This window comes from Sphingobacterium kitahiroshimense (assembly GCF_025961315.1).
In the GTDB taxonomy this organism is placed as follows: Bacteria; Bacteroidota; Bacteroidia; order Sphingobacteriales; family Sphingobacteriaceae; genus Sphingobacterium; species Sphingobacterium anhuiense.
Genome location: NZ_JAOQNK010000001.1, coordinates 4,356,727 through 4,373,723, shown reverse-complemented (window position 1 = coordinate 4,373,723; position 16,997 = coordinate 4,356,727). Strand labels below are relative to the sequence as shown.

Here is a 16,997-nt window from a genome sequence, read left to right as displayed (position 1 = left end):
ATGTTATTATCATGAACAGAAGAAATTTATATATAGGAGTTGCATTGGCGATACTGAGTATCACAGCATGTAAACCATCTCTCGACGAATTCACACCTTCAGCAGGAACAAAAGCTGACTTTAGTAAATATATTGCCATTGGAAATTCTCTTTCTGCAGGATTCGCTGATGGGGGACTATATCTTGATGGCCAAAAAGTAGCTTTTCCATTGCTCATCTCAGAACAACTTCAAAAAGTAGGCGGAGGCGAGTTCAAATCTCCATTTTTTAGCGAGGAGCAGTCCAATGGATCGGGCTATATTCGTCTTAAAGCATTGGTCAATGGCCAACCAGTAACAGAACAGGTTACAGACAAATTAGCTTACCGCTCCGCTAGTCCAAAATTATTAACGAAATTTACTGATCCGATCAATAATTTAGGGGTACCGGGTATGCGTATGGATATGGCTTTTGCACCTGGCATAGGAACAGCAGCTGGAAATATGTACTTCGAACGTCTATTACCAGAAGGCACTCCACCAACAATGAATTATTTCACTTATTCTACGTCACAAAATCATACGTTCTTTACATTTTCATTGGGAAATAATGATGTATTGGGGTATGCAACCAATGGAGCTGTTAATGAAGGTCCAACGACAACATTAACCTCTACAGCACTGTTCAATACCCTATTGAATAATTATGTAACAACATTAACAGCAAAAGGGCAAAAAGGTGTGTTAGCAACGATCCCTGATGTAACATCCGTGCCTTATTTTACAACAGTAACACGTCAAGCGCTTCTAGCGGCAGTAAATGCCGCAAGTACAACCAAAGTGACTGATATTTACATCGCAACTAAGACGGGCCCGCGAGCTGCTACGGATCAGGATTTCTTTGTCCTCCCTTTTTCATCGGCAGGTTTATTGGGTGTTCCAAATGTAAACAAAATACCTTACGGATTACACCCGCTCAATCCTGTTGAGGACAAATATGTTTTAGATACAAAAGAAGCTGCAGAAGTGGTAGTGCGTGTCAATGATTTCAATAAATCAATTAAATCGATCGCCGCGTCTAAAGGCTTAGCTGTCGCAGACGTCAATGCATTTTTAACAGCTGTTAAAAATGGCATCCGCATCGATGGTCTATCGGTAAGTGCGAAATATATCACTGGAAATGGGTTTTCATTGGACGGAATACATTTGACGCCTATTGGAAATGCATTAATGGCAAATGTATTTATTGAAGCCATCAATAAAACGTACGGTGCTCAAGTTCCGAGATTAAATATATCTGATTATAGAGGTGTGAAACTTCCATAAAAATATTAATAAATGGTTTGGTAAAAGGGTGTATCATAATTATGATCACCCTTTTTATATTTATCCTCAATTAGATGTGTTTAGGGTAATAAGTATATCTTATTATGTATATAACCGCTTTGTAAGAAAAAAGTAATAACAAGTCATGTTATTTACGTGTCAGCGCAATTATATTGTTAATGAAAGCAAATTTCATTAAATTTGTATATACAAGGAGATTCAATCATGAAAGTAACACTAAATCGTCAAAATAAAGCAGTTCACTTTGAAGCAGCAAGTGAACTATCCAATGTAAAAGTAAATATTGATGGTTCAGAAGCTATTGGTGGTGAAGGTAAGGGAGTTCGCCCTATGGAATTAGTCTTAATGGCACTAGGCTCATGTAGTGTATTTGATCTTTCTTCTATTTTGACGAAACAGCGTCAGGAAATTGAAGATATACAAGTTGAGGTTGAGGGAAAACGCCGCGAGGAAATTCCAAATATCTTTACAGATATCCACATTAGCTTTTATCTAAAAGGTGCTATTGATGAAATTAAAGCTCAAAAGGCAGCAGAATTGGCGGTCAAAAAATACTGTTCGGTACATGATATGCTTGCCGCAGGTGGTATCAATATCACCTATTCACTCAAAATCAATTAATAATAGTGGAATGCTTAGCTCATAATCTGAACTTAGACATTGTAAAATAAAAACATACAAAAACCAGATAACTATTGATATCTGGTTTTTTTGTACTTGGGGAGATTCCCCTTTTTTTAATAAAGGGCGCTTTATACTTAAATCTTATAATCTTCCCTGCTCTTCCGTCTTTTTAGGCATACTGGAATTATTCTTTATCTTCTGATTGCCAAAATGATAGCGTAATGTTATATTGACTTTGCGTGTATCTCGATAATCGTTATAGTAATTATTTTGGTCCGCATATTTTGAAGATACCCTTTGTCTTTCCGATTTAAAAATATCCATAAAAGAAAGATTGACTTCAAACCGTTTACCAAAAAACTTACGGCTCGTGATCAGATAGGTACTAGAATAACCTGTGATCTTAAAAGGTCCCTGTATGGTAGGCGACTCAAAGGTTTTTCCAAGCTCAAGGTTCCAGTCGCTTTCTTTATTCAGCACGAAAATTGAACTAAAATTTCCATTGGCCATCCACACTCGATTACGATACAATTGCATATCGCTACCTTGATAATTATTGACATTGTACATCCCTTCCAGTTGTGCGTTTAAACTCCAATTTTTCAATAATTGAAAACTTTTACCCAAATCTACACCTGCTCCCTGCCCGTTTCGAATATTCGTGTAATGAAAGATCAATTGATGATTTATATTATCTTGAATAGCAATCTCCATGGACGGCCATTGCTCATATCGATAAAACAAATCTACATTCCATTCTTTTTTCGTTAACGTAATATTGAGATTATGAATAATTGTAGCCTTCAACCGCGGATCTCCCTGAAAATAAGAAAAAAGATTATAATAGGACTTCGCCGGGTTTAACCACGAATAAGCAGGTCTGCTGATACGCTTACCGTAAGAAAACCCCCATTGGTATTCCTGATCTGTTTGGTACTGAGCATAGAAGGTTGGAAAGAGTACCCAATAATTTTGATTATTCCGGTCTTCCGGTTCTGAGACGACTCCTTCCAATGCCGTATTTTCAAGACGCAAACCTCCTTTCCAGCTCCATTTTCGCCATTTATATGCTATTGATCCATATACAGCTGCCTGTTGTTCATCGTAATCAAAAATATTACTCTTATCTGATCGAGGCTCAAAACTTCCTGAAGCATCATCTGAAAACATTAAGGTACTTTTCGTTTTCACAGCACTAAACTTACCTCCAAACTCAATGGCAATATTATTCATATTTACAGAAAGATCGAGCTGTGTTGTGAATAATTGGTTCTGTGTAGCATTGTCACTCAGAAAGCGCGTACTTTTAGGATCTTGATTCTTAAATTGTAGATCTGTCCATACATCCTGTAGATTAGATTTACGATTTGTTGTAAAATAGGAAGACCAATTTGCATTCCAGTTGGAATTTATTTTTTTATTAACCTGCAAGTAATAGTTATTGGTTTTACGCGATTCGATATGATCGTTCTGTGTTAAATAAGAAGACTCCAGTAACCTATCCTTATTATAGATGGAAGTCGGTACTTGATATAATCCTGTTGATTTTGGTCCATAATATCCGTTTAGACCGACGGCAATATTCCAGATACTATCCGGCGTGTAGTCGAGCGAAAACACGTAACTGTTTTGGCTATTATTTTTATCGATACGGGTCATAACACTTTCCCAGGAAGTTTGATCATTCGGATAGTAGACAAAATCGGTTCCATAGCGCGCATATGTCCCTCTTCCAAAATTATAAGTGGCGCGAACATTAACTTTTTCATTTTTATAGTATTGGGTCAGTCCAAATAGTTGCTTACCATAATTACTTTGCTCTGCCAATGCCAGTAGCGTACCTCTGTACCCAAATAGTTGCGATTTATTGAGTTTTATATTAATAATAGTACTTCCCTCCGCTTCATATTTTGCAGGTGGACTTGTAATGACCTCAATAGATTGAACATCCGATCCTGCTGTATTTTCGAGTAACGTTTTTAGTTCTTCCCCGCTCATCATCAGTTTTCTTTCATTAATCATGACAACTACTTTTTTGTCTCCACGTACAGCTATACTACTTCCACTTACCATAACCATAGGTGTCCGTTTCAAAATATCCCAACTGTTCAATCCGGATAGATTACTTCCTTGCACATTAAACTCTAAACGATCAATTTTTCGAGTAACCCTTGGTCTTTTACCGGTTACTTGCGCTTCTTCCAGTTTCGACTCATTAGGACTTAACTTTATTAATAATGGAACTTGTAAGGTATCTGATCGAAAATTCAATTCTCGGCTCTGATAATTTAAATGGGATATTGCCATACGGTATAGCTGGTTGTCTTCTATTACAAAATCAAACCTACCGGCAGTGTCGAGACTTAATGTGTGGATGGGTTTACTTATACTGTCCAATAAAATGACAGTTGCTCCTTTCAAAGGAATTTCGTTTTGATCGCACACACTACCGGATAAACGTTTCCCTTGAGCCTGTCCAAGAAAAGGTAATAATAATAGAATAATTAGATACTTCATACTTGATTAAATTGCTGCTACAAAGTTGCCTCAAGTAGTGGAGAGCGATGGTTAATAAAGAGTTAATGGTAGGTTAAGATTCTATTTATTCAAAATCGCAACCTATATTTGTATATGGAACTTAAGTCTAAAAACTATATTTATTTTTTCACGATCCTCTTTGTTATCCTTATTGGCATTCAATCCTATTTGCTCTTGAATTCTTTTCAATTGAAGAAAAGGGAGATATATTCGCTAACAAAAGAGAAACTAGGAAAAATAGATGAGACTGACGCTCTATTCGACAATGATCTCCTTAATAATCAAGACGCAACTTCTTACTACATACAACTAGCTCAGAAAAAAATTACGCTTGCAACGCTGGAAAGCAGTTATGCTGATAAAGTAAATAAAACTGAGAAAGCGTTGACACATTATGTAGATAGTCTTTTTTCCCCATTAGGTTTTCAGGTAAGATTACAAAAAGAGATTCTGCAAATCACCTTTCAAAACGCTCAAGAAAAACTGATCAAAAAACCAATAATTGTCTATAAAACAAGTGGTGAAATGACGCATCCATTGGAGTTATCTTCTGGAACCTGGTCTACTGAAAAAACTGTTAAACAGTTAACGAAAGAACAGTCAACAATCACTGCTGAGCAGGAAGATAAACAGTACAGTTTTCTTGTTCTTCGAAGATCAACGTTTGAGGTGGTCAATATCAACTGGATTGTTTTTAAGGAGTTAGCATTCCTACTCTTCAATTCAACATTGATTCTATTGGCTTTATTATTCTTATTTTATCGAACATATCAGAATTTAAAACAGCAACAGAGAAAGATTAGTCAGTTGCATGATGCCGTTGACAATATTTCGCATGAACTAAAAACGCCCATTGCAACGCTTAAAGTAGCTTTAAAAACAATTCAAAAACAACCTGATCCTACCATTCTAGCCGTTATGGAACGTCAAGTGGAACGTCTGGAAAACACTTTACAACCTTTGCATGAAAGTGACAAAACAGATGCAGACATCCCCATTACCTTTGATCAAGTGAAGATGATACTTGCTGATTTTAAACTTGCTCATCCTCATATAAAATTTGATATAAATGAGTTTTCAACAATCGAAATACCAATTAACGAATCCGATTTTACGACCATTATTGTCAATCTTATGAATAACAGCATCAAGTATGGTGCTTCTCATCTGAGTGTATCAATTTCCACGAACAAGAATTTATTTGAAATCCAAGTACGTGATAATGGGATAGGAATGGCTTTAAAAGAAATTCCTCATATCTTTGAGAAATTCTACCGCATACAAAAAAATAATATCCATGATAGCAAGGGTTTAGGACTAGGATTATATCTTGTCAATACGATTGTAGGGCGTCATCAAGGCAAAATAGACGTTACTAGCAAAATCAATATAGGAACTACTTTTAATATTATAATTCCCCATGAATAAACTTTTGTTAATTGAAGACGATGCTGATTTCGGATTTATGTTGCAGCATTATTTACAGCTTTCCGGATATGATGTGCACTGGATGCAAAGCCCAGCGGAATTACTGCTTGCTGAAAATATACTTCCTTACGATCTATTAATTTTGGATGTAATGTTACCCGTTAAAAGCGGTTTCACATTAGCGCAGGAGATCAAAGAATACTATCCTGAAGTCCCTTTTATTTTCCTAACCGCCAAAGAACAAAAAATAGATAAAATAACAGGTTTAAAAATTGGCGCTGACGATTACCTAACAAAACCCTGTGATCCAGAGGAATTAGTATTACGAATCCAAAATATCCTAAAGCGTAATAAAAAAACTGATCAGATCACATCAATTACCCTTGGTAGTTATCAATTTTTCCCTCAGCGATTACTCCTCACTCATCCACTGGAACAATTTAAACTAACAGAAAGAGAAGCGAAGCTCTTACAGTTTCTATGTCAACGCAATGGTTCTCTTGTGACAAGGGAAGAAATCTTACAGCAAGTCTGGGGTAACAGTGACTTTTTTAATGGCCGCAGCATGGATGTTTTCATTACGAGATTACGCAAGTACCTCAAACATGATTTAAATCTACACATTACTTCTTCAAGAGGTGTAGGCTTTAACATTTCCTTTTAAGTATGCGCGCTTGGTACTTATATCGTGATATTAGGTATCTAAACTATCTTCTCTTTTTTGCCATAATTTTTCTGCCCAACGACCAACAAACCAGAATGATACTGCCAAAATAAGAAAAAAGATTGCACGATTGATATTATCCCAAAGGTATTCTACATATCTTGTGTAGACATTCAATACAAAAAATACAAAACCAATTTCTCTTGTTGTATTGTCTTTCATCTTCAGTCCATAGATAACGAGACCTGCGGCTACTGCTGTCGACAACAGACCCCAATAAAAGATGTGGTACTGTCTTACTAAAGTCCATTCATAGAAATCTGAATAATTACCAAAAATAGAAAGAGACCACAATGAAATCATTAAGTATAGTAAGCCAATGAGGTAGCTTAGCGGTTGAAATTCTATCAGTTTTTTGAACCGTGGCTGCACATAAACAGCAATTAATGTCAGCATTAGTCCAAAAATAGTAAAACGTAGTGGGTAATTCATTCCCCAGAACTTAAATCCCCAATCACTATGATATGCTGTTTCGGTCGCAAACCAGATTCCTAATGCAACAAGCATAAATACCCATATGAGCTTAGATTTTAAGCGGTTCGCGAGATATCCGTATATGAGGACTGATAATAGAAATAGTAAAGAATAGTGCATACTATTCTTATCCAATACCTTTCCTAAAAATCCGATGCATGCTGCTGTCGAAAAAACACCTATCAACATCATGGTTTCAATAGAAAGATTTTTATTAGGAAATTTTGTTTTGTAACGAAAGCCGAGGGTATAAAACAATACAGCTAAAGCACCAAAAAAGAGACAGAATAAAATATTGGGCGCTTCGTACAGTGTATCTACAAATTTGAGAAATGCAGTATCAGTCATTAAAGAAAAAACTGCAAATACCAAAGATGCTAAGGCAACCCAAAATGCATACCGTGCTAGGCGCTTCCAATCAAAGCTTTTGACATCAATGCTATCGACCATAGCTTTTGCTGTCGATGCATCAATTACATTTTCCTTTTCCCAAAATTGTATTGCTTCTTCTAAGGATTCTTTTTCTTGTTTAGTAACGTCTAATTTCTTCATATAACTTTTGTGGTTGCAAAATACAAATTATACCTTTCACTTAGGGTATAGATTTGCAATAGCGTGACAATAATAAAGAGGTGAGCACTCTTAAAGTTCATTAAAAATAAGTAATTTTGCATGTTTGCAGAAATTCATCTGCGTTTGGAAGAAAACAGCGGTTACATGACAAAGAAAATCACACCTGATTTAGGTGAACAAAGTGAAGTTCAAGTATTTGGAGCACGTGTACATAACCTCAAAAATATTGACATTTCATTTCCTCGAAACGAATTGGTTGTTATTACAGGATTAAGTGGCAGTGGTAAATCGTCATTAGCTTTTGACACCATATACGCGGAAGGCCAAAGACGTTACATGGAAACATTTAGCGCTTATAGCCGTCAGTTTTTAGGTGGTATGGAACGACCGGATGTAGATAAAATTTCTGGTTTGAGTCCTGTGATTTCTATTGAACAAAAAACAACAAGCAAAAATCCGCGTTCTACTGTCGGCACCATCACTGAGGTGTATGATTTTATGCGTTTGCTATTTGCTCGCGCAAGTGAAGCATTTTCTTATGTTACAGGCAATCGCATGCAACGCATGTCTGACGACCAGATTGTTGATCGTATTTTAACCGATTTTGATGGACAGGCTTTGAATATTTTAGCTCCCGTGATCAAAGGGCGTAAAGGTCATTACCGTGAGTTGTTTGAGCAAATCCGTAAACAGGGTTATGTTAAAGTCCGTGTAGATGGAGAAATCGTAGATTTAACGCCTAAAATGCAGGTAGACCGCTATAAAATACACGATATTGAAATTGTGATCGACCGCTTAAAGGTTACTGCCGACGATAAAAAAAGGTTGCAAACATCTGTTATGCAAGCGATGAAGACAGCAAAAGGAATTATTAAGGTAGCCAATCAAGAAAATGTCGAGCAATTTTTCAGCCGCTATCTCATGGATGCCGAATCAGGTATTTCTTACGATGAACCGCAGCCTAATACGTTTTCATTTAACTCCCCATACGGTGCCTGTCCAAAATGTGATGGCCTAGGATATATTTTTGAAATTGACAAAAACACAGTTATCCCTGATGGAAAATTAAGCATTCAAAAAGGAGGCTTAGCTCCCTTAGGACCTGCAAAGGATACCTGGAACTTCCAAGTGTTGAAAGCTGTGGCTAAAAAACTTGATTTTTCTTTGACAACACCGCTAGAGAAGTTGACAGAAGAGCAAATCGACACGTTACTATTTGGTGCTGAGGAGCCTATTTCAGTTGCTGTTTCCTACGGCAGTTACGATGTACGTGATTACCGCATTGAGTTTTCTGGTATTTTCAAAATGCTAGAGGAGCAGTCTGGTAAATCTAGTGATGATATGTCTTCTTTAGATGATTTCAGATCAAAGATTGTATGTCCAACTTGTGAAGGTGCCAGGCTTAAAAAGGAATCACTTCATTTTAAATTTGCCGGTAAAAACATTTATGAACTGGCACATATGGATATTAAATCGCTATATGAATGGTTCTCAAATGTAAACGCTTCTTTAGATGAACGTCAACAGATCATTGCTACCGAAATATTAAAAGAAATACAATCGCGTTTAGGTTTCCTACTGGATGTAGGCTTAAATTACCTGACTATAGATCGTTCTTCTAAATCGCTATCTGGTGGTGAAGCGCAACGTATCCGACTTGCGACACAAATAGGTTCCCAACTTGTCAATGTTCTATACATCTTGGATGAGCCGAGCATCGGTCTCCACCAGAGAGATAATGAGCGTCTGATCAATTCTTTAAAAAATTTACGTGATATCGGCAATTCGGTGCTGGTTGTTGAGCATGATAAAGACATGATCTTAAATGCAGACTATGTTATTGATATGGGACCCGCTGCTGGTGTCAATGGAGGTCAAGTGGTTGCCGAAGGGAAACCGAAAGATATCCTGAAATCAAAATCACTAACTGCAGCTTATTTAAATGGGAAAAAAGAGGTTGCGATTCCTTCAGAACGAAGAGCTGGAAACGGAAAAACATTATCTTTAAAAGGTGCAACAGGAAATAACTTAAAAAATGTTTCTGTCGATTTTCCACTTGGAAAATTAATTCTTGTCTCGGGCGTTTCGGGTTCTGGTAAATCAAGTTTGATTACCGGTACGTTATATCCGATTCTAAATAAACATTTTTTCCGTGCAAAAGGTATTCCACTTCCTTACAAAAGTATCGAAGGTCTGGAGCATGTCGATAAGGTCATTGAAATAGACCAAAGTCCGATCGGTCGTACTCCAAGATCAAACCCTTCTACTTATACGGGTGTATTTTCAGATATCAGAACTTTATTTGTCCAACTTCCTGAAGCGAAAATAAGGGGTTATAAACCGGGACGTTTTTCATTTAATGTGAAAGGCGGACGTTGTGAAACTTGTCAAGGTGGTGGAATGAAGGTTGTGGAAATGAATTTCCTTCCTGATGTCCAGGTTCCTTGTGAAACATGTCATGGAAAACGTTATAACAGAGAAACTTTGGAGGTTCGCTTCAGAAGTAAATCCATCTCAGATATCCTGGATATGAGTGTTGATGAGGCAGTCGTTTTCTTTGAAAATATTCCTTCCATCTATCGTAAGATTAAAACATTACAGGATGTTGGCTTGGGTTATATTACATTGGGACAGTCTTCAACAACATTATCGGGCGGGGAAGCACAACGGATTAAATTGGCGACAGAGCTTTCCAAGAAAGACACCGGAAATACATTTTATATCTTAGATGAGCCGACAACGGGTTTACATTTTGAGGATGTAAATGTATTGATGGGCGTAATCAACCGATTAGTTGACCGTGGTAACACGATCTTAATCATCGAACATAACCTCGATGTTATTAAATGTGCTGATTGGGTGATTGACATTGGTCCTGAAGGTGGTAAAGAAGGCGGTAATGTCTTATTTGCAGGTGTACCTGAAGAGTTAATCAAAAATAAAAAGAGCGAAACGGCTCGATTCCTTAAACTGGAAATGCAATAACGAACAGTTAGATTTGATACGTAAGTATTACGTATCAAATCTAATTCATGAAAGTTAATAAGTAATGTAATTTATACGACAACTTTCTAACGGAATTAAAAGCATTCCTCATTAATTTCGTAACTTCGCGTCATATGTCGGATATTATTCAATTATTACCAGATAATGTTGCCAATCAAATTGCAGCGGGTGAAGTCGTACAAAGACCTGCCGCGGCGATCAAAGAATTGATTGAAAATGCTATTGATGCTGGGGCTGACAAGATACAATTGATCATCAAAGATGCTGGAAAATCATTAATTCAAGTGATTGATAATGGTTGTGGAATGAGCGTGACGGATGCACGTCTTTGTTTTGAACGACATGCTACTTCCAAAATTCGTAAAGCAGAAGATTTGTTTGCCATTCGTACAATGGGATTTCGAGGTGAAGCAATGGCTTCCATCGCTGCCATTGCACATGTGACCTTAAAAACACGTCGTTTTGAGGATGAATTGGGTACTGTCGTAGAGATAGAGGGCTCTAAAATCATCAATCAAGCACCAGAAGCTGTCGCTGCTGGCACCAATATTTCCATTAAAAATCTATTTTACAATATACCTGCACGCCGAAACTTTTTAAAAAGCAATTCGGTCGAGATGCGTCATATTATTGAAGAGTTCCAACGGATAGCATTAGCTAATCCTGAAATCTTTTTGACGTTACATAGTGATGGTAATGAAATGTTTCATTTACCTGCGGAAACATTGAAACAACGTATTGTTCATCTATTTGGCAACACGTATAATCAGCGATTAGTACCTGTAGAAGAGGATACCACGATCATAAAAGTAAATGGTTTTGTAGGAAAGCCTCAGTTTGCTAAAAAAACAAGAGGGGAACAATTCTTCTTTGTTAATAAGCGATTTATCAGAGACCATTACTTGAATCATGCTGTGATGAATGCTTTTGAAGAAATTCTGCCAGCAGAAACATTTCCTTTATATGTGCTTTTCATTGACATCGATCCTTCAAAGATTGATATCAATGTACACCCAACGAAAACGGAAATTAAATACGAAGATGAAAAGGCAATTTACGCAATCATCCGATCTGCTGTTAAAAGGTCTTTGGGACGATATAATATCGCGCCTTCTTTGGATTTTGAGCAAGAAACAGGTTTCTCAAACATGATCACGCCAAAACCTTTGGACGAGATCATTGTACCTACGGTGAATTTTAATCCTGATTTTAATCCGTTTGAACCTGATCAGATTACAAAGACGACATTTTCGCGATCAGATAATTATCTCGCAGGTTTTGAAAAGAAAACGGCCATTCCTCAAAATTGGGATACTTTATATCAAATTACTGAACAGGATGAATCGATGCAACTGCCTTTAGAGCACGAACAACAAGACCGTCCAATTCATCAGATACAAGGTATAAAAAGTCAAGCGACAACGAAACAATTTTTTCAGATCCATAATCGATTCATTGTTTCACAAATTCATTCTGGTGTGATGCTGATCGATCAACAAGCTGCTCATGAACGCATCTTATTTGAACAGTTCAAATCACAGCTTGATCAACATAAAGGTTTGAGCCAACAGAGTCTGTTTCCTCAAAGTATTGATTTAAATCCTTCGGATAATGAATTGATGCAAGATTTATTGGAAGATATTCAAAGTTTAGGGTTTCAAATTCGTTCATTTGGAAAAAACAGCTATATCATTGACGGAATACCTGCAGATTTAGGTACCGGAATTGACGAACGTAAAATTATTGAACAGATCTTAGAAGATTATAAGAACAATCTTAATGATTTCAAAATTGAGAAACGTGAGAATTTAGCAAAAAGCTTAGCGCGCAATGCGGCAATAAAACCAGGTACTTTTCTGGATAATAATGCGATATCAGAACTTATTGATCAGCTTTTCGCTTGTGAGTCTCCAAATATCTCTATTTTTGGGAAACCAATCGTTATTACCATTACCTTACAGGAACTATTAGAAAAGTTTAGTAAAAATTAGAAAATAAAAATTATGTTTCCACAATTAACACCTGTTGTCAAGAACTTATTAATAGTCAATATTGTATTTTTTATTGGTTCTAATCTAAGTCCAATGGCGTACAATTATCTTCCAGTATTTTATCCAGATTCACCATTTTTCAAAATTTGGCAGGTCATCACCCATATGTTTATGCATGCGGATCTATCACATATCTTTTTTAATATGTTTTCACTTGTGATGTTTGGCTCCCTTATTGAACAGGTTTTAGGACCTAAACGTTTTCTAAATTTATATTTACTTTCGGGTTTGGGTGCTTGGTTATTACAATCGGGTGTGCAGGGCATTGAACTGTACAATGCTACGGGTTCATTTTTACCTCTGCATCATAGTTTAGATCTTTCTAATTTAGCTTCTAGCAATCCAAACCTTGTTAAAGAAATATACACGACTAGAATGTTAGGTGCTTCAGGTGCTGTTTACGGAATACTTTTATCATTTGCTTATCTATTTCCGAACTTACCATTGCAATTCTTATTTATACCAGTACCCGTTAAAGCCAAATACATGATAGGGGGATTTATTCTTCTCGAAATTTATATGAGTATATCTAGACCGGGCGATTCTGTTGCACACTTAGCTCATGTCGGTGGAGCTTTATTTGGTTATATACTATTAAAGGTCTGGGGTATAAAAAAAGGATTATATTAATTAACTTTATAAGATGAGGGAAAACTCGTTCAAAAACTTTATCAGGACAACCTTCGGTTCAGGCTCTCCCATCCCATTTATTATTGGTGGACAGGTTTTCCTATTTATTCTGATTTATTTTTTTGATCTCCTTTTTGAGCTGAAGATTATTTCTTTCCCTCTTTTTCAATGGAGCGTAGATAAACTAAGTTTACCAACAAATTTTCAGGCATTCATCCAGCAACCGTGGTCTCTACTTACGTATAACTTTCTATATACGGGCCTTTTCAATGTTGCTTTTGATTGTTTGTGGCTGTATTGGTTAGGTACTATTTTCTTTAATTTTTTAAATAGGAAACAGTTTCTTTTCATTTACATTGTCTCCGCTATCATGTCCGGACTGATCTTTTTAGTCTTCTCACACCTTGCTCTTTTCTCCAATACGATTAATCCTCCATTGAGCACTGGAGCATTTGGATTAGCGTCAATTTTAGCAGCTACAGCTACCTTAGTTCCAAAATATGAACTTAGACTATTGCTGTTTGGGAATGTTAAATTAAAGACTATCGCTATCATTTATTTTGCAATCCAGTTTTTGTTCTTCATACTTACGAATAGACCTGCGGCCATCAGTTATTTTTGTTCCATTCTCTTTGGAATGGGATTTATTTATGCACTGCAATCGGGCATGGACTGGTCTAAAGTATTTAAAAGAAAACAGAAAAGGTCCACAAAAATGAAAGTTGTCGTAGGTAATGGTGCACAACAATCAAAGCATCATCGTTATGATTTACCCAATCAGGATCAGATCGATCAAATTTTGGATAAGATATCCTTAACAGGGTATGATAGTCTAAGTTCACACGAAAAAGAAATTCTTTTCAAAGCAAGCAATAATAATAATAAGATCGATGGTTAAGCGTGTATTGTTAAAAAAAAAATTGGGCTATTTAAGCAGGACCGTTTTCATTTTTAACATTCTTGCTATTGTTGCTTTATTGATTAGCTATTCTGCTTCTTTCATCAATCCTAAGACATTTTGGCCTATTGCATTTTTTGGTTTAGGTTATTTACCGATATTACTTGTCAATATTGGTTTTATTGCTTATTGGTTGTTAAGAAAACCTAAAATGATTGTATTTTCTTTAGCAACGATCTTACTTGGCTGGCCATTGCTAACAAAACACTGGAATTTACGTTCGAGCTCTCCAATAACTCAAAAAGCATCTGATCAGATCCGCGTACTTAGCTTCAATGCCCATCTTTTTAAAGATATCAACGACTCAAAGAAAAATTTCAAAAATGATGCGATAAAGATATTGGACAGTATTAAACCTGACATTGTCTGTTTCCAAGAATATTACAGTAAAATAAAAGGGAAATATGTCATCTCTAATGAGTTTAAGAGCAAACTAGGCTATGACTATCATTATTTTGCAGAAAGTGCCAAAAATGATTATGAGGCTTATGGAATGACCATTTTCTCCAAATATCCGATTATAAATTCTGGTAATATCTTAGATAATGACTATGGTATCAACCGCATTTCGTACGCAGATATTGAAAAAAATGATAGTACTATCCGCGTCTACAATGTTCATCTCAGATCTTTTGCTCTTCAAAATGATGAAAAGGAATTTTTTCAAAATCCATCATCCAAAAAGGAGACTGATAATGCTGCTACACGTCGCATTGGACGAAAGCTTAAAAATGCTTTTGAATTTAGAAGTGAGCAGGCTAGTTCTTTAAAAAAACATATGGACGCTTGTCCTTTCCCTTTTATCGTAATGGGTGACTTTAATGATACTCCTATGAGCTATTCAGTAAATCGGGTGAGTAAGGGTCTCCACAATGCATTTAAAGAAAAAGGATCGGGTTGGGGAGTGACGCATTATGAATTATTGCCGATCTTTCAAATTGATTATATTTTTGCCAGTTCCAATTTTGATATCTTAAATTATCATGTGGTTAAAAGAAAATTATCAGACCACTACCCTATCTGGAGCGATTTGAAATTGAAACACCTTTAGTGCATCTGAATTCCCAATGCACGAAATGCTCCTGCAACAAAATGATCTTTTCTATTTTTTATCTTAAAGTAAGCTTCTCTACCAAAATAATAACGTCCTACTAGTGCCTCAATATCTGACTGAATAATTTGATGCAGACGATCTGCTTCAAGTTTGTTCACAGCTATTCCTTTTTTTAATAAAAAGGAAATGAAATCATTAAACTCGGAGTCAGGCAAATTGTAACCACTCAAGAAATTTTCTATGGAATAAGCTGGCAATTTTTTTGTAAACCTATCATAAACAAATTCTTGTATACTATTGGAATGATATATTTCTCTATATTTAGCACTGATTTCATTGGAATCTATTGGAATGAGAACGTCGGGCTGAATTCCACCTCCCCCAAATAGCATTTTCCCCTTACTGGTGGTATATAAATCATGAGGATTAAATTCGGTATCCAACGTCCATAGGTCAAATGTGGTCATATACTTAGACTGATCGTAATTTGCGCGCGTATATTTGCGCTGAATACATCTGCCCAAAGGCGTGTAATAACGTGCTACTGTCAGGTTAACGGCAGAGCCATCGGCAAAATCAAATTGTTCTTGAACTAATCCTTTGCCATAGGAACGACGACCGACTACTGTACCTCTGTCTAAATCCTGTAGCGCACCTGTCACGATCTCGCTTGCGGAAGCTGAATCTTCATTAATAAGTATTACGATGCGACCTTCACTAAAATCACCGGTTTCTTTTGAGAAATAATCCCTTCTCAATTCATTGGCTCCTTCGGTATACATCAGTAAACGCTTATCTTTAAAAAACATACTGGCTATTTCAATAGCTGTATGTACATAACCGCCGCCATTACCTCTCAAATCTAAAATTAAATCTTGCGCTCCACTTTTTCGAAGATCGCGCAATTTGATTTTAAAATCTTCAGAAGTCTGATGCCCAAAACGTCTTATTTTTACGTAAGCTACTTTAGGAGCTATCATGTAGGATGCATCCAATGTACTCACAGATACTTGATCGCGAACAACTTTGAGCGGAGTTGTCAAGATTTCGTTATTTCGTTTCACAATGATGTCTACTGTAGATCCTTTTTTACCTCGAATCAACTTGTCTACTTCATTTTCTGTCACACGTACGCCAGCTATATTTCGATTCGCAATTTTGACCAATCGATCTCCAATCTTCATTCCAGACTTTTCTGCAGGACCTGCTGAGATCATTCCGACAACAAGCAAGGTATCGTTAAGATTAAAATACTCAACACCAATACCATCAAAAGTTCCTTCCAGAGCCTCTGCTTGTGCTAAACGTTCATTGGGTTTTAAATAGGTTGAAAAAGGATCTAATCGGGTAATGATATGCTGAATGGCTTCATCCTGAATCGTATCCAAACTTACTTTATCAACGTAATTGTCCGATATTAAATTAACTAGATATTGAACTTTTTCAGAATTACCGGTCAGTCCTCCTGCTAGAATAGAAGTTGACTGTTTATTACCTTGTTCATCGGCATATTTTTGCCCAAGCAATAGCCCCACGAGTAAAACTCCTGCGTATGTTGCTGCCACAAAAATATTCCGTTTTATACTTCCTTGCATATGAAAAGATGCTTCAA

At 36.4% G+C, this 16,997-nt stretch carries 12 protein-coding genes; 9 read left to right on the top strand and 3 right to left on the bottom strand.

The genetic code is table 11. The features are described 5' to 3' along the window. Positions 1-11: 11 nt before the first annotated feature. Together M2265_RS19060 and M2265_RS19055 are read left to right on the top strand one after the other, a co-directional pair. A complete protein-coding gene (locus M2265_RS19060; protein ID WP_132769260.1) occupies positions 12-1,304 on the top strand; it encodes a G-D-S-L family lipolytic protein in 1,293 nt (430 codons plus the stop codon). Between the two features lie 225 nt (positions 1,305-1,529). Further along, positions 1,530-1,946: an OsmC family protein gene (locus M2265_RS19055; RefSeq protein ID WP_031287012.1), complete on the top strand. Its 417-nt coding sequence runs from the start codon at positions 1,530-1,532 to the stop codon at positions 1,944-1,946. A gap of 144 nt (positions 1,947-2,090) precedes the next feature. Here the strand turns inward: M2265_RS19055 and M2265_RS19050 are convergent, their stop codons facing one another. After that, complete coding sequence (locus M2265_RS19050) at positions 2,091-4,466, bottom strand: outer membrane beta-barrel family protein (RefSeq protein ID WP_132769261.1); 2,376 nt, start codon at positions 4,464-4,466, stop codon at positions 2,091-2,093. A gap of 114 nt (positions 4,467-4,580) precedes the next feature. Between M2265_RS19050 and M2265_RS19045 the strand changes: the two genes are divergently transcribed. Both M2265_RS19045 and M2265_RS19040 read left to right on the top strand, forming a co-directional pair. Next, entirely contained in the window at positions 4,581-5,915 is a 1,335-nt protein-coding gene (locus tag M2265_RS19045; protein ID WP_132769263.1) for a sensor histidine kinase, read from the top strand. After that, positions 5,908-6,579, top strand: a complete 672-nt coding sequence (locus tag M2265_RS19040; RefSeq protein WP_132769265.1) for a response regulator transcription factor — start codon at positions 5,908-5,910, stop codon at positions 6,577-6,579. Before M2265_RS19045 ends, M2265_RS19040 begins: the two co-directional genes overlap by 8 nt. 30 nt (positions 6,580-6,609) lie before the next feature. Here the strand turns inward: M2265_RS19040 and M2265_RS19035 are convergent, their stop codons facing one another. Beyond that, on the bottom strand, positions 6,610-7,665 hold the full coding sequence (locus M2265_RS19035) for a DUF2157 domain-containing protein (RefSeq protein ID WP_132769267.1): 1,056 nt from the start codon (positions 7,663-7,665) through the stop codon (positions 6,610-6,612). A 165-nt stretch (positions 7,666-7,830) separates the two neighbouring features. On the opposite strand from M2265_RS19035, the gene uvrA reads away from it, so the two are divergent. From uvrA to M2265_RS19010, 5 genes are all read left to right on the top strand, one after another. Then, positions 7,831-10,671, top strand: coding sequence for an excinuclease ABC subunit UvrA (gene uvrA / locus M2265_RS19030; RefSeq protein ID WP_132770052.1), 2,841 nt, complete (start codon positions 7,831-7,833; stop codon positions 10,669-10,671). A 134-nt stretch (positions 10,672-10,805) separates the two neighbouring features. Next, positions 10,806-12,683 (top strand): DNA mismatch repair endonuclease MutL, encoded by a 1,878-nt coding sequence (gene mutL / locus M2265_RS19025; protein WP_132769269.1) that lies wholly within the window; start codon positions 10,806-10,808, stop codon positions 12,681-12,683. A 12-nt stretch (positions 12,684-12,695) separates the two neighbouring features. Beyond that, positions 12,696-13,373 carry a rhomboid family intramembrane serine protease gene (locus M2265_RS19020; protein WP_132769270.1) on the top strand — a complete coding sequence of 226 codons (678 nt, stop codon included), beginning with the start codon at positions 12,696-12,698 and terminating at the stop codon, positions 13,371-13,373. A gap of 13 nt (positions 13,374-13,386) precedes the next feature. Further along, positions 13,387-14,271: a rhomboid family intramembrane serine protease gene (locus M2265_RS19015; RefSeq protein WP_132769272.1), complete on the top strand. Its 885-nt coding sequence runs from the start codon at positions 13,387-13,389 to the stop codon at positions 14,269-14,271. After that, positions 14,264-15,382, top strand: a complete 1,119-nt coding sequence (locus tag M2265_RS19010) for an endonuclease/exonuclease/phosphatase family protein (protein ID WP_132769273.1) — start codon at positions 14,264-14,266, stop codon at positions 15,380-15,382. Before M2265_RS19015 ends, M2265_RS19010 begins: the two co-directional genes overlap by 8 nt. Here M2265_RS19010 and M2265_RS19005 read toward each other — a convergent pair. Continuing rightward, positions 15,379-16,950, bottom strand: a complete 1,572-nt coding sequence (locus M2265_RS19005; protein ID WP_243655395.1) for a S41 family peptidase — start codon at positions 16,948-16,950, stop codon at positions 15,379-15,381. The genes M2265_RS19010 and M2265_RS19005 overlap by 4 nt on opposite strands. Between the last annotated feature and the right edge of the window lie 47 nt (positions 16,951-16,997).

What these genes read in the sequence shown, in the direction of transcription:
- M2265_RS19060 (WP_132769260.1), top strand. Translation starts at nt 12, where the DNA reads ATGAACAGAAGAAATTTATATATAGGAGTTGCATTGGCGATACTGAGT.
- M2265_RS19055 (WP_031287012.1), top strand. Translation starts at nt 1,530, where the DNA reads ATGAAAGTAACACTAAATCGTCAAAATAAAGCAGTTCACTTTGAAGCA.
- M2265_RS19050 (WP_132769261.1), bottom strand. Translation starts at nt 4,466, where the DNA reads ATGAAGTATCTAATTATTCTATTATTATTACCTTTTCTTGGACAGGCT.
- M2265_RS19045 (WP_132769263.1), top strand. Translation starts at nt 4,581, where the DNA reads ATGGAACTTAAGTCTAAAAACTATATTTATTTTTTCACGATCCTCTTT.
- M2265_RS19040 (WP_132769265.1), top strand. Translation starts at nt 5,908, where the DNA reads ATGAATAAACTTTTGTTAATTGAAGACGATGCTGATTTCGGATTTATG.
- M2265_RS19035 (WP_132769267.1), bottom strand. Translation starts at nt 7,665, where the DNA reads ATGAAGAAATTAGACGTTACTAAACAAGAAAAAGAATCCTTAGAAGAA.
- uvrA (WP_132770052.1), top strand. Translation starts at nt 7,831, where the DNA reads ATGACAAAGAAAATCACACCTGATTTAGGTGAACAAAGTGAAGTTCAA.
- mutL (WP_132769269.1), top strand. Translation starts at nt 10,806, where the DNA reads ATGTCGGATATTATTCAATTATTACCAGATAATGTTGCCAATCAAATT.
- M2265_RS19020 (WP_132769270.1), top strand. Translation starts at nt 12,696, where the DNA reads ATGTTTCCACAATTAACACCTGTTGTCAAGAACTTATTAATAGTCAAT.
- M2265_RS19015 (WP_132769272.1), top strand. Translation starts at nt 13,387, where the DNA reads ATGAGGGAAAACTCGTTCAAAAACTTTATCAGGACAACCTTCGGTTCA.
- M2265_RS19010 (WP_132769273.1), top strand. Translation starts at nt 14,264, where the DNA reads ATGGTTAAGCGTGTATTGTTAAAAAAAAAATTGGGCTATTTAAGCAGG.